The 12,302-nt window shown below is 72.0% G+C and carries 14 protein-coding genes and 2 pseudogenes; 9 read left to right on the forward strand and 7 right to left on the reverse strand.

The genetic code is table 11. The features are described 5' to 3' along the window. The 4 genes and pseudogenes from AB0J74_RS30930 to AB0J74_RS30945 all read right to left on the reverse strand — a co-directional run. On the reverse strand, positions 1–1,218 hold the full coding sequence (locus AB0J74_RS30930) for a divalent metal cation transporter (RefSeq protein WP_363454429.1): 1,218 nt from the start codon (positions 1,216–1,218) through the stop codon (positions 1–3). After that, positions 1,215–1,670, reverse strand: coding sequence for a hypothetical protein (locus AB0J74_RS30935; RefSeq protein ID WP_363454438.1), 456 nt, complete (start codon positions 1,668–1,670; stop codon positions 1,215–1,217). The genes AB0J74_RS30930 and AB0J74_RS30935 overlap by 4 nt, the downstream gene beginning before the upstream one ends. A 94-nt stretch (positions 1,671–1,764) precedes the next feature. Beyond that, positions 1,765–2,007: pseudogene (locus tag AB0J74_RS30940) on the reverse strand (GNAT family N-acetyltransferase); the annotation flags it as partial. Positions 2,008–2,128: 121 nt separating this feature from the next. Further along, a pseudogene (locus AB0J74_RS30945) lies at positions 2,129–2,260 on the reverse strand (winged helix-turn-helix transcriptional regulator); the annotation flags it as partial. Positions 2,261–2,640: 380 nt separating this feature from the next. On the opposite strand from AB0J74_RS30945, the gene AB0J74_RS30950 reads away from it, so the two are divergent. Then, a complete protein-coding gene (locus tag AB0J74_RS30950) occupies positions 2,641–2,847 on the forward strand; it encodes a hypothetical protein (protein WP_363454211.1) in 207 nt (68 codons plus the stop codon). A 41-nt stretch (positions 2,848–2,888) separates the two neighbouring features. Here AB0J74_RS30950 and AB0J74_RS30955 read toward each other — a convergent pair whose 3' ends face one another. Next, complete coding sequence (locus AB0J74_RS30955; RefSeq protein WP_363454213.1) at positions 2,889–4,298, reverse strand: MDR family MFS transporter; 1,410 nt, start codon at positions 4,296–4,298, stop codon at positions 2,889–2,891. 93 nt (positions 4,299–4,391) lie between these two features. Between AB0J74_RS30955 and AB0J74_RS30960 the strand changes: the two genes are divergently transcribed. After that, on the forward strand, positions 4,392–4,982 hold the full coding sequence (locus tag AB0J74_RS30960; RefSeq protein WP_363454215.1) for a TetR/AcrR family transcriptional regulator: 591 nt from the start codon (positions 4,392–4,394) through the stop codon (positions 4,980–4,982). A 33-nt stretch (positions 4,983–5,015) separates the two neighbouring features. Then, a complete protein-coding gene (locus AB0J74_RS30965) occupies positions 5,016–5,762 on the forward strand; it encodes a helix-turn-helix transcriptional regulator (RefSeq protein WP_363454217.1) in 747 nt (248 codons plus the stop codon). On the opposite strand, the gene AB0J74_RS30970 is transcribed toward AB0J74_RS30965, so the two are convergent. Continuing rightward, positions 5,759–6,514 (reverse strand): SDR family oxidoreductase, encoded by a 756-nt coding sequence (locus AB0J74_RS30970; RefSeq protein WP_363454219.1) that lies wholly within the window; start codon positions 6,512–6,514, stop codon positions 5,759–5,761. The genes AB0J74_RS30965 and AB0J74_RS30970 overlap by 4 nt on opposite strands. Positions 6,515–6,582: 68 nt before the next feature. Between AB0J74_RS30970 and AB0J74_RS30975 the strand changes: the two genes are divergently transcribed. From AB0J74_RS30975 to AB0J74_RS31000, 6 genes are all read left to right on the forward strand, one after another. Continuing rightward, a complete protein-coding gene (locus tag AB0J74_RS30975; RefSeq protein ID WP_363454221.1) occupies positions 6,583–7,188 on the forward strand; it encodes a helix-turn-helix domain-containing protein in 606 nt (201 codons plus the stop codon). Positions 7,189–7,435: 247 nt separating this feature from the next. Next, positions 7,436–8,155 (forward strand): ABC transporter ATP-binding protein, encoded by a 720-nt coding sequence (locus tag AB0J74_RS30980; protein WP_363454223.1) that lies wholly within the window; start codon positions 7,436–7,438, stop codon positions 8,153–8,155. Positions 8,156–8,257: 102 nt separating this feature from the next. After that, complete coding sequence (locus AB0J74_RS30985) at positions 8,258–9,577, forward strand: FtsX-like permease family protein (protein WP_363454225.1); 1,320 nt, start codon at positions 8,258–8,260, stop codon at positions 9,575–9,577. Then, positions 9,574–10,791 carry a sensor domain-containing protein gene (locus tag AB0J74_RS30990; RefSeq protein WP_363454227.1) on the forward strand — a complete coding sequence of 406 codons (1,218 nt, stop codon included), beginning with the start codon at positions 9,574–9,576 and terminating at the stop codon, positions 10,789–10,791. The genes AB0J74_RS30985 and AB0J74_RS30990 overlap by 4 nt, the downstream gene beginning before the upstream one ends. A 1-nt stretch (position 10,792) precedes the next feature. Continuing rightward, positions 10,793–11,437, forward strand: a complete 645-nt coding sequence (locus AB0J74_RS30995; RefSeq protein ID WP_363454229.1) for a response regulator transcription factor — start codon at positions 10,793–10,795, stop codon at positions 11,435–11,437. Between the two features lie 53 nt (positions 11,438–11,490). Further along, a complete protein-coding gene (locus tag AB0J74_RS31000) occupies positions 11,491–11,937 on the forward strand; it encodes a DUF1801 domain-containing protein (RefSeq protein WP_363454231.1) in 447 nt (148 codons plus the stop codon). 1 nt (position 11,938) lies between these two features. Here the strand turns inward: AB0J74_RS31000 and AB0J74_RS31005 are convergent, their stop codons facing one another. Further along, positions 11,939–12,283: an MmcQ/YjbR family DNA-binding protein gene (locus AB0J74_RS31005; RefSeq protein ID WP_363454233.1), complete on the reverse strand. Its 345-nt coding sequence runs from the start codon at positions 12,281–12,283 to the stop codon at positions 11,939–11,941. Positions 12,284–12,302: the final 19 nt, after the last annotated feature.

Here is a 12,302-nt window from a genome sequence, read left to right on the forward strand (position 1 = left end):
TCAGCCTCCCATCCCCGTCATGACCATGAGCGGGATCGCCGCGACCGCCGCGGCCACGACGATCACCAGGTAGACCAGGCCGAGCACGTTGGCGAACCGGCCGTTGACTTTGTTGCCCAGATAGCCGCGGTCGTTGGCAACGACGAGGATCGGCAGATAGGTCAACGGCAGGGCGATGGCACTGAAGATCAGCATGTATTCGGTGAGCTGGATCGGGTCGATCGTGGTGAGCAGCGCGGCGACCGCGACCAGGATGCTCACCAGCACCACCAGGTGGAACCGGGTCGCCCGGCGAGGTCGCAGCATCTTGCCCCAGGCCCAGCCGAAATACTGCGCGACCGTGTAGCCGGCCGACAGGCTCGTCTCCATCGCCGCGCCGAAGGTGGCCGCGAAGACGCCGACAATGGCCAGGGCAAGACCGATCTGGCCGTACGCCAGTCCCGCCGGCAGAACCGCCTGGCCCAGGGTGTCCACGCGCACGCCGAGCGGGTGGAAGACGGTCGCCGACGTTGCCAGGAAACCGAAGGCGAGCAACCCACCGAGCGGGAACCCGACGAAGACGTTGACCCTCGACACGTTGAGGTCGCGGGGCGTCCAGTGCTCCTCGACGCCGCCGGAGGAGAAGAAGAACACCTCGTAGGGCGTCATCGCCGAGGCGAACAGCGCGATCGCGAAAAACCAGTAGGTTGGCCAGTTCTCGCCGGCCGGCGGGGTCAGGTGTGTGACGGTTCCGAAGGCCGGGCGCAGCGAGAACGCCGAGACCAGCACCACGATCAGGGCGAGCCCGGCCAGCCCGAAGACGCGTTCCAGGGTCTCGAACCGCACCCGCCACAGGGCCAGCCAGAGCACCACGGCGACCAGCGGCACCCAGACCAGGTAGGGCGCGCCGTTGAGCAGTTGCAGCGCCAGGGCGACACCGCCGATCTCGGCGCCGAGCGTGGCCACCGTGATCAGGTAGGAGCCGACCAGGTTGACCAGTGCGACCCGCGGTCCGAGGCGCTCGCGGACGAGGTCGAAGACCGGCCGCCCGCTGACCGCCGCGACCCGGCCGGCCATCTCGGCGTACACGCAGATCCCGACGACCCCGACCACCAGCACCCACGCGTGCGAAAGGCCGAAGCGGGCGCCGGCCTCCGATGTGGACACGATGTCGCCGATGTCGACGAAGCCGCCGATCGCGGTCAGGATGCCGAGGGTGACGGCCAGGAGCCGTTTCACGAGTGCACCGCGATGAACCGCGCCAGGCCACCGGCAACCCCGGCCGCGTCGGCGGCGGCCTTTCGCAACTCCGCGGGTACGCCGTCCGCCGCGCCCTCGATCTCGTCGAGCGCCGTCTTCGCCTCGCGCAGCAGCGGATCCAACTCGTCGCGCAGTGTCGTGGACCGCTCGTCGGGCGGTCCTTCGGCGCCGAAGTTTTTCGCCGCGCCGGCGATCGCCTTCCGGGCATCGGCCAGGCTGGCCCGCACGTAGGGCGCGCCGACCCGGCCGTCGGCCCGCGCGCCGGCGGTCAGCCGCGCGGTGGCGATCGCGCCATAGGCCGACTGCGCCGCGGACACGGTCATCGTGCGGTAGTCGTGGAAGTCGGCGGGCCGGGTCGCGAGGTAGCCCAGCGCGCCCCACAGCAACGCGACGACCGTGACCGCCGTCGCGGCCCAGTCCCGAGACCGCATGCCGCCTCCTCCGCCGAATGCCGGCGAAGCCGGTTACCCAACTCGAGGCGGTCTCACTCCCGTCACCCTCACAGGTGCCGCCGGTCTCGTAGAGGTGCCGGGCCTCCGCGAGCGTGCGGTTGGTTTCCAGCCGTAGGGTGCGCATCCCGTTGGCCTTCGCCTCGTCGGCCAGGCGCTCGAGGAGACGGCGGCCCAGGCCCAGTCCGCGTGCGTCCGGCGCCGTCCACATGCCCTTGACCTCGGCGGTCCGGGTCGTGGCGTGCAGCTTGAGCGCGCCGCAGCCCAACGGCGTGCCGTGCGCGGTCGCCACGAGGAGCACACCGTCGGGCGGCGTCATCTCCGCCTCGCTCGCGGAGATGCTCCGGGCGGGGTCGAAGCCGGGTCGAGACGCGGTCGAGCACCGCCCGCTCCGCGGTGCCGGTCGTGGTCAGGCGGACCGTGCGGACCCGTCCATCGCCGGCAGCCGGGTCGGTGGTGACCAGCCCGTCCGACTCCAGCCGGCGCAGTTGGCGGCTCAGGTAGCCCGAGTCGAGGCCCAGCCGCGAGCCGAGGACGCGCACCTCGGACCCGTCCGGCTCGACCTCCCACAACAGCCGCGAGAGGCGAGGGACCGGTCGCGCGAGAGGTATTCGTCGTTCAGCGCTCCGACCCGCTGGGTGACGGCGCGGTTGAACCTGCGTACGACGTCGATCTGGCCCTGGTCCATTCGCTGACAGAGAATTTCGGGCTGGCCACCCTTGATCGGTTCAGCGGCGGACGGATCGGATCCGAACTCTTCTCGGCGATCGGTCGGCATCGCGCGACGTGGCACGGAAAGTTGTGCGGGACCGACCGGCCAGCCGATCGCCACCTGACCTTTAGCCGCGCCGACCGGGTTATTCGGCTGACGGTCAGGGCGTCAGCCGCCAAGCCGCCGGGACAATCTCCCCGGCCGATCCCGTTCACGGGACCCGCCGGGCACGATCGGGCCATGCTGAACTGGGTACCCGACATCGGGTTGCTGAAGGCACTGATCGCGATGAACGACGGCAGGACCGACATCGTCCTCACCCCACCCGACCAGCAGGTGATGGAGTGGGCGCGAGGTCAGGGCTACCTGGTGACGGTCGCGTCCGGAACGGCAGAGATCCGACCCGGCGGCACCATGGACGACCCGCCACCGCCGCTGAGGTTTTGAACCCGGCCAGGTTCACCGAGGCAGACTCGGTCAATGCTTCGTCAGGCGGGTGGGGCCGCGGGCTCGCGAGGCAGGCCCAGCGCGATGACCACCGCGATCGCGGTGAAGGCGGTCGACCACCAGAAGGCGATGTCGAAAGCCCGATCCCCGGGATGACTGACGATCGCGCGTTGCAGCACCACGGCCAGGACCGCCGTCCCGAACGAGCCGCCGATCTGCTGCACCGTCCGGGTGATGATGCTGGCATGCGGCACCGCCGCGCGGTCGAGGCCCGCGTACGCCGTCGCCATCACCGGGATGGTCACCGCGCCCAGCCCCACGCCCCGCACCACCAACGCCAGGATCAACGGCCACTCCGCCGCGTCGTCCCCGGCCAGCGCGAACGGGATCGTCGCGAGCATGACCACCAGCAGGCCGGTGAACACGATCCAGCGGGCGCCGATGCGGTCGGTCAGCTTGCCGGCCACGCCGCGGCTCAACAGGACGCCGATGCCCTGCGGCGCCAGCAGCAGGCCGGCCGCCAGCGCGCTCTGGCCGCGAACCTGTTGGAAATACAGGGGTACGAGCAGCATCGCCCCGTAAAGCGCGAAGCCCGACAGGAACAGCAGGGCGTTCGACGTGGTGAAGGAGCCGAGCCGGAACAGGCGTACGTCCACCAAGGGGTTCTGGTCGTGCCAGGCGCGGATCGTGAACGCGACGACCAGCATTGCGCCGGCCAGCAGCGGGAGGAACACCGACGGGTGACCGAAGCCGTCCTCGGCGCCGACCCGGGCCAGGCCGAAGACGATCGCGGCGATGCCGGGCGAGAGCAGGGCCAGGCCCCAGCCATCGAGGCGGGACCGGCGTTCGGGTCGCGACGGGGTCATCAGGAACCAGGCCAGCACCAGCCCGAGGACGCACAGCGGCACGTTCACCCAGAAGATCCACCGCCAGCTCAGGTGGGTGACGATCAGGCCGCCGGCGACCGGGCCGAGGATCGGGCCGAGCAGGACCGGCATGGCGATCACCGCTGTGGCGCTGCCGATCGAGCGGCCGCCCAGCGACCGCATCAGCAACGTCGTCATGACCGGGAGCATGATGCCGCCGCCGACGCCCTGTACGACGCGGAACGTGATCAGGCTGCCGACGTTCCAGGCCAGGCTCGCGCCGACCGAGCCGGCCAGGAACACCGCCAGTGCAGAGATCCAGAGGGGCTTCGCGCCGAGCAGGTCGAGGAGCCAACCGGTGACGGGTACGACGATGGCGAGCGCCAGCAGGTAACCGGTGGTGACCCACTGGACGGTGGCGATGCTCGCGTGCAGGTCGCGACCGAGGGTGTCGAGCGCGACGTTGACGATCGTGGTGTCGAAGACGACGGCCAGCACACCGGTGAGCAGGACAAGGGCCTGCCGGACGAACGCGGGATCGAGACGGGTGGTGGCAGCGGCGGTGGCGGGAGGGGCGGTGGTCATGGCGGATCTCCCCGCTAGGGAAATAAGATACGTCGTTGTATCTAGTCTTCGCGCCACCCGGCCCGATGTCAATAAGATGCAGGGGTGTATCTAATGCAGTCGCAGCGCCGGCGCGGCCAGGAGTTGGAGGACGCGCTGCTCCAGGCCGCGTGGGAGGAACTCCTCGCGGTCGGCTACGGCGGTTTCACCATCGAAGGCGTCGCCGCCCGCGCCGGGACCAGCCGACCGGTGCTCTACCGGCGCTGGCCCAACCGGGCCGACCTCGCGGTCGCGGCGCTGCGCTATCACGGCCGCACGGAGCCGGTCGTCGTGCCCGACACCGGGTCGCTGCGCGAGGACCTGATCCAGGTGCTCCGCAACGCCTGGAAGGGGCGGATGGAGCTGGCCGTGCTGTTCAGCGTCCAAATGGGACAGTTTTTCGCCGAAACGGGCACGTCGCCGGCCAAGCTGCGGGAGGACTTCCTCAGCAGCAGGCCGCAGCCGTCCGGTATGCAGCGGATCATCGATCGGGCCGTCGAGCGGGGCGAGATCGACCCCGCCCGGCTGACCGAGCGGATCGCCAGCCTGCCCTCAGACCTGCTTCGGCACGAGATGCTGATGACCCTCGCGCCCGTACCCGACGAGGTCATCCTGGAGATCGTCGACAGCATCTTCCTGCCCCTGGTGCGCCCGACTGGAAGCTAGCGCGCAGCGGACGGCGATGGACACTCTGCTGAAGTGACTATCCGAGAGCAGAGCTACTTCGCGCTCGCCGCGTTGATGGACGGCCCGCTGCACGGATACGCGATCATCAAGCGGGCCGCAGAACTCTCCGACGGGCGGGTGCGGATGGCCGCCGGCACCCGCTACGCGGCGCTCGACCGGCTCAGTGCCGAAGGCCTCCTGCACGTTCTCGACGAAGAGGTGGTCAACGGCCGACCTGACCGACGAGGGCGTCGCGGTGCTCCGCGCCGAGGCCGAGCGGATGATCCGGGCGGCCCGGGTCGTGACCGAGCGCCGCCGGACGGGGCGCGCCCGGGTGGTGAAGCCGGCATGAGCCACGACGCACTCGAGGCCCGCTACCACGCGCTCATGTGGGCCTACCCGAAGCGCTACCGGCGCGACCGCGGCGCCGAGATGATCGGCACGCTGATGGAAGCCGCCGGAGCCGACCAGCGGCGGCCCGTGCCGGTGGCGGTGTTCCTGCTGCCCACCGACTACGAGACGACGATCGGCGTGCAGCCCTGGGGCACCGCGGTGGTCATGGCCGCCTTCCTGATCTGGGTCGCCGTCGATGCGCGGGCGACCGTCGCCGCCGGCCTCCCGCTCGTTCCGCTCGTCGTGGCCACCCTCTTCCTCTGGGGCCACGGCGTCTGGGACCCGACCGGCAGCATCCTCGGTGCCTGGTTCCGGTCGCTCGTGGTCGGCATCGGTGCGTTGCTGATCACCGGCGGGTTCATGCCCCGCCGCCAGGCCCGTGCCTAGACGCGGGGCCCGAGGAACAGGCCGCCGCTCGCGTCGATGACCTGGCCCGTCACCCAGCGCGCCGCGTCGGAGGCGAGGAAGGCGACCACATCGGCGACATCGTCGGCCCGGCCCAGCCGGCCCAGCGCGGTCATTCCCGCGATGGCGTCGGCCAGCCCGGGCGCGGCGAACGCCGAACCGTTGGTCGGCGTCCGGGTGGCGCCCGGCGCGACCACGTTGACGGTGATGCCGCGGGCACCGAGCGCGCTGGCCAGGGTCAGGCTCATCGTCTCGACCGCACCCTTCGTCATCGCGAACGACGTCTGGGTCGGGTTGGCCATCCGGGTCGCCACCGACGAGACGGTGATGATGCGGCCACCGTCGGAAAGCAACGGCAGGGCGCGCTCGATGATGAAGTACGGCGCCCGCACGTTGACCGCGAAGAGGTGGTCGAACTGCGCCGGGGTGGTGGCACCGAGCGGACCGGCCGGCGCGGCCGCGGCGTTGTTGACCAGGATGTCGAGCGACCGCCCGGCCAGGCCCGCCTCGACCCCGGCGAAGAGCGTCTCGACGTCGCCATCGACGCCGAGTGCGGCCCCGACGGCGAACGCGCCACCGCCGATCTCCTCGACCGTCGCGGCCGCGCCGGCTTTGTCCGTGCCGAAGTGCACTATGACCGCCGCACCCCGCGCCGCGAGCCGAGCCGCGATGGCCTTGCCGATGCCGCGCGAGGCCCCCGTCACCAGCGCCGTCCGGCCGATCAGGTCGTTCATGCCCATCACCTCGATTGTGTTAGCGACTACCAGTTTGGTAGACGCTAACATACCGATAGTCTCTACCAGTGAGCACCTTGCGGCAGCAGCGGCGGGCCGAGACGCAGCGCGCGATCCAGACGCACGCCATCCGGCTGTTCACCGAGCGCGGCTACGACGCCACGACCGTCGCCGACGTCGCCGAGGCCGCGGGCGTGTCGCCGATGACCGTCTACCGGCACTTCCCGACCAAGGAAGACCTGGTGCTGGTCGACGAGTACGGCGCGCTCATCGCCGGGCGGATCGCCGCGTCGCCGGCCGGGCAACCGCTGGTCCGCCGCATCGGCACCGCCCTCGTCGAAGCCGCCGCGCTGTTGACCGCCGGCACCGAGAAGCGGTTCCTGCTGGCCCGGCTGCGGCTGATGATCTCGACGCCGGCCCTGCGGGCCAGGCACCTCGACAACGTCTACGCCCTCCAGCAGGCGATCGTCGACGCCCTGCCGGCCGGCGATCCCGAGGCCGACTTCCGTGCCCACGCCGCGGCCAGCGCCTGCCTCGCCGCCATGCACACGGCCCTGGTCCGCTGGGCCGCCGACGACGGACGCGCCGACCTGCCCGACCTGATCTCGAAAGCGCTGGCCGCCGCTTTCGGCCCGGAGCTCTACACAGGACCGTGCTCCGGGAAGGCGGGCTGACCCTCGACCGCGTGCGGCCATCTCGCCCGGACGGCCGACAGCACGAAGATCCAGATCTGGACCAGTAGCGGCACCGTTGCGCAGCGCTGGACATCGGCGGCGACGGCAGGCACCCAGGTCCAGATCTGCGACTGCGCCGGCGTCGCCAACCAGCGCTGGGCGCTGCCGGCCTAGGTACGGCTAGCCGCACCTCCGTGGCAGAGCCAGCCCTGATGTCGCGGCAACGCGTCACGACCAGGGTGAAGGCATGGAATCCGTCATCTCCCTGACGTCGGTGTCGCGGCGCTATCCGCGTGGTGTGCTCGCGCTGCGCGACGTGACCCTCGACGTTCCGGCCGGCCAGTTCGTCGCCGTCATGGGCGCGACCGGCTCCGGCAAGAGCACGCTGCTGCACTGCGCCGCCGGGCTCGACCGGCCCACGTCCGGTCGGGTCCGGCTGGCCGGCCACGACGTCACCCGGATGCGGGAGGCCCGGCTCACCCGCCTGCGTCGCGACCGGGCCGGGTTCGTCTTCCAGGCCTACAACCTGCTCTCCGAACTGACCGTACGCCAGAACGTAGCGCTACCGATCAAGCTCGGCGGCCCGCGGGCCAGGAGCGTCGACGAGGTGCTCGCGCAGGTCGGCCTCGATGGGCTCGGCGCCCGGCCGGTCGGCGAGCTGTCCGGCGGCCAGCGGCAGCGCGTCGCGATCGCCCGCGCGCTGGTCACCGGGCCGGCGGTGATCTTCGCCGACGAGCCGACCGGAGCCCTGGACCCGACCACCGGCGCCAAGGTCCTCACCCTGCTGCGCGAGGCGGCCGACCGCGACGGGGTGACGGTCCTGATGGTCAGCCACGACCCGATCGCCGCCGCCTGGAGCGACCGGCTGGTGCTGCTGCGCGACGGCAGCGTCGCCGACGACGGCCCGGCACCGGGCGCGGCCGCCATCTCCGACCGGCTGCGCGGCGTCTCGGCGGTGACCGCGTGATCCGCCAGGCCCTGCGCCGCAACCCCTGCGCCGTCCCGGCGGTGACCGCGTGATCCGCCAGGCCCTGCGCCGCAACCCCTGCGCCGTCCCGGCGATGACCGCGTGATCCGCCAGGCCCTGCGCCGCAACCCCTGGGCCTTCCTCGGGCCGGCCGCCACCCAGGCGCTCGCCGCCGCGCTGGTCACCACCGGGCTGTGCCTGCTCGCCTCCTTCGACGGCGCGCCGCTCGACCCGGCCCAGCGGGCCGCGCTGACCGACAGCGGCATCGCCGATCTGGGGTTGATCTTCGTGATCTCCTCGGTCTACCTGTCCCTGCTGATCGTCGGCGTCACGATGGGCACCGCGATCGCCGACCAGGCGCAGGATCTGGCGCTGGTACGCACGATCGGCGCAACACCGGCCCGCGTGCGGCGGGCGATCGCGGCGCAGGCCGCGCTGATCGCGGTGCCGGCCACGGTCGCCGGCATCCCGCTGGGCCTGCTGGCCGGGCGGGCCTGGCTGGCCGGGCTCACCGGGCACGGCGTGGTGCCGGCCGAGGTCGGCTTCCGGTTGCACGCCGGCACCGTGCCGAGCGCGTTCGCGGTCACCGTCGGCACGTCGTTGCTCGGCGCGCTGATCGCGGCGATCCGGCCGTCGCGGCTGCGGCCGGCGGTCGCGCTCACCGAGGCGGCGGTACCCCGGCGGCGGGCCGGCCTCGTCCGTACCCCCGTCGGGGTGCTGTTGGTGGCCGGCGGAATCACGTTGTCCGTGCTGCTCACCGGCGAGAACGCCGAGACCGCCGACCAGGCCGGCTTCTTCGTCATGCTGGCCATGTGCGTCGGCGTGGGGCTGCTCGGTCCGTTGCTGTTGCGGGTTGCGGCACCCCTGGCACGGCTGTTCGGCGCGACCGGGGCGCTGGCCGCCGACGCGGTCGTCGCCCGGGCCCGATCGCTGTCCGGCGCGCTCGTGCCGCTAACCCTGGCGGTCGGGTTCGCCGCGTTCACGATCGTCCTGAGCTCGACGACCGCGCACGTCACCGGCGTCGCCACGCCGGCGGCGGACCGCTGGATCGAGTTCGCCGGCACCGGCGCCTACACGGCCTTCGCCGCCATCGCGGCCGTCAACACCCTGGTCACCGTCATCCAGGCGCGCCGGCACGACCTCGCCGTCATCCGGCTGGCCGGCGGCACCCGGGGGCGCACGCTGGCGATCGTGATCTGCGAGGCTCTGGTGGTGACCGCAACCGCACTCGTGGCCGGCGCGGTCGTGGCCATCACCACGCTGCTGCCCCTGCTGCACACCGCGCTGGGCACCTGGCGCCCGTGGGTGCCGGTGTCCTGGCTGCTGGCCGGCATCGCGATCACCGCGGCGCTGGTGCTCACCGGCCTGGCGCTGCCGGCCGCGGCCAGCCTGCGCCGGGCGCCGATCGAGGTCGTCGGGTGATCCTGCTCCGGGTCTGGGTGACCGCCCGCCTGTGGCGCGAACTGGCGTTCGTGTTGTGGGGGGCGGTCCTCAGCCTGCCCGCGTTCGCGCTGGCGTTGCTCGGCATCGCGGCCAGCGCGCTCTCGGTCGTCATCTTCGGCCTGTTCCTGCTCGCCGACGTGCTGTCGCTGGCCCGCGGCGCCCCACGCTATTTCCGCTCACCCGCCCGGCGGCTGCTCGGCTGGGAGTGGCCCGACCCGCCCCCGCTGGGCGCGCACACCCGCTGGGGCCGGATGGTCGCCGTGCTCGGCGACTCCACCGCCTGGCGGGCGCTCTGCTACTGCTTCGTCCGCTTCCCGCTGATCTGGCTGGGCGGCTACGGCGTGGCGATCGCGGTCGTCAGCGGCCTGCTGGCGCTGACCTATCCGGCCTGGTGGTTCGTCGCACCCAACCCGTTCAACTCGCTCGACGCGCACACCTGGGGGCAGGCCTGGCTGGAGGCGGGCCGCGGTGCGCTGTTGCTGCTCGCGATGCCGTGGTTCGTGCGGCTGATCGTGTTGGCCGACTCGTGGCTCGTCCGCGGGCTGCTGCGGCCGACCCGCGCGGCCCGGCGGATCGCGCAACTCGAAGCCGGCCGGGCCGCGCTGCAGGCCGACGCGGCGGCGATGCTCCGCCGGGTCGAACGCGACCTGCACGACAGCACCCAGGCGCGGCTGGTCTCGCTGGGTGTCGCGCTCGCCCGGATCGAGCACCGGAGCACCGAGCAGCCGGTGCGGGCCCTCGCCGAGGATGCCCTCGGCACCGTCACCGAGGCGCTGGCCGAGTTGCGCGACATCGTGCGCGGGTTGCACCCGCCGGCGCTCGACGACGGGCTCGACGTGGCACTGTCCACATTGGTCGGCCGCAGCGCGGTGCCGACGTCGGTCACGGTCGAGCTGACCGCACGACCACCGGACGCGGTCGCTTCGGCCGTCTACTTCACCGTCGCCGAGTTGCTGACCAATGTCGCGCGGCACGCGGGAGCCAGCCGGGTCCGGATCTCGCTCCGCGACGGCGGCGGCGCGCTGACGCTGGTCGTGCACGACGACGGCCGCGGCGGTGCGACCGCCGGTGGCAGCGGCACCGGGCTGAGCGGGCTGACCCGGCGGGCCGAGGCGCTCGACGGCGCGCTGCACGTCGAGTCGCCCAAAGGCGGCCCGACGACCGTCACCATGACCCTGCCCCGGGAAGGCTGAGATGCGCGTCGTCATCGCCGAAGACAACGCCCTGCTGCGCGACGGGGTCGTGCTGCTGCTGGGCGAGCACGACATCGAGGTGGTCGCCGCGGTCAGCGACGCCGGCGCGCTGCTCGCCGCCGTCGCCGCCGAGCGGCCCGACGCCGCCGTGGTCGACGTGCGGATGCCGCCCACGCACACCGACGAGGGCCTGCGGGCGGCGCTGAGGATCCGCAGCGAGCACCCGCAGATCGCCGTGCTGGTGTTCTCGCAGTGGGTGGAGACCAGCTACGCCCGGCGGCTGCTGTCGGAGCACACCGGCCACGTCGGCTATCTGCTCAAGGACCGGATCGTCAGCACCGGCGAGTTCGTCGACGCGCTGCGCCGGGTGGCGGCCGGCGGCACCGCGCTCGACCCGGAGGTGGTGCGGCACCTGCTGGCCGCACCCGCCGTCGACGCGGGGCTGGCCCGGCTGTCGGCCCGCGAGCGGGAGATCCTCGGGCTGCTCGCCGAGGGGCGCTCGAACGTGGCCATCGCCGAGTCGCTGCACCTGGCCGAGCGCAGCGTGGAGAAGCACGTCACCGCCATCTTCACGAAGCTCGACCTGCCGCACGACCGCTCCGACCACCGCCGGGTGCTGGCCGTGCTCCGCTATCTGCGGGCCTGACCTGGTCAGTTTCGGAGAAGCCCGGCCAGCGGGCGGCCCTTAGGCTTGATCACATGACCGAGACGAAGTACGACGGGTTCACCGAGGAAGAGCGCGACGCGATGAAGGAGCGCGCCAAGGAGCTGAAGACGACCGCCCGGCGCGGCTCGCGGGCGTCCAAGGCCAAGGCCGACGGCGAAGGCGACGTGCTCGCCAAGATCGCGGAGATGGACTCCGACGACCGTGACATCGCCGAGCGGCTGCACAACTTGATCAAGAAGAACGCGCCGAGCCTCACACCCAAGCTGTGGTACGGGATGCCCGCGTACGCCCTCGACGGCAAGGTCCTGTGTTTCTTCCAGGCCCGCGCGAAGTTCAAGACGCGGTACGCGACGCTGGGTTTCAACGACGTCGCGGCGCTCGACGACGGCACGATGTGGCCCACGGCGTTCGGCATCGTGGAGTTGACCGCCGCCGACGAGAAGCGGATCGCCGCGTTGATCAAGAAGGCCGTGCGCTGAGTCAGTCGGCCGGGGCCCGCATCCGCCACGCGTCGGTGATCAGTTCGCGCAACCGGTCTTGGTCGACCCGGGCCAGCCGGAGCATGACCAGCGGCAGGCCGTCGTACGCCGGCGTGGTGAAGAAGAGATCGGGTTCGCCCAGCAGCAGCGCCTGCTTCTCGGCCTCGTCGCCCACGTAGAGCACCGCGATGTCGCTGCGGATCACCCGTCGCTGGCCCGGGCGGCGCTCCGGGTAGGACCAGACGAATCCCTTGTCGGCCACCCGGAAGTCGAAACCGTCACTCTCGATCTCGACCACCCGCGGAAGTGCCAGCGCCAGGGCACGGACGTCGTCAGCGTCAGCCATGCGCTCAGGCTAGGCGGTC

It is taken from the genome of Asanoa sp. NPDC049573 (assembly GCF_040676615.1).
In the GTDB taxonomy this organism is placed as follows: Bacteria; Actinomycetota; Actinomycetes; order Mycobacteriales; family Micromonosporaceae; genus Asanoa.